The following is a 238-nucleotide window of genomic DNA, read 5'->3' on the forward strand; positions in this document are numbered from 1 at the left end:
AATGCACCCGCCTCGAAACGAATCAAGGCAGGTGCGGATGGGACTTAGGCGTCGGCGACCTTCAGCACCAGCTTGCCGAGGTTCTTGCCCTCGAACAGCATGTTCAGGGCGGACGGGAAGTTCTCGAAGCCTTCGACCACGTGTTCCTTGGCCTTGAAGCTGCCTTCCTTCATCCAGCGCGCGATGCTCGCCACGCCTTCCGGGTAGCGCGCGGCATAGTCGGTGACCAGCATGCCTT

At 61.3% G+C, this 238-nt stretch carries 1 pseudogene; it reads right to left on the reverse strand.

From position 1 onward, the window contains the following. Positions 1-44: 44 nt before the first annotated feature. Positions 45-238, reverse strand: a pseudogene (locus tag KVT32_RS31465) (NADP-dependent oxidoreductase); the annotation flags it as partial.

The sequence above is a fragment of the Achromobacter sp. GbtcB20 genome (genome assembly GCF_019091095.1).
In the GTDB taxonomy this organism is placed as follows: domain Bacteria; phylum Pseudomonadota; class Gammaproteobacteria; order Burkholderiales; family Burkholderiaceae_B; genus Achromobacter; species Achromobacter mucicolens.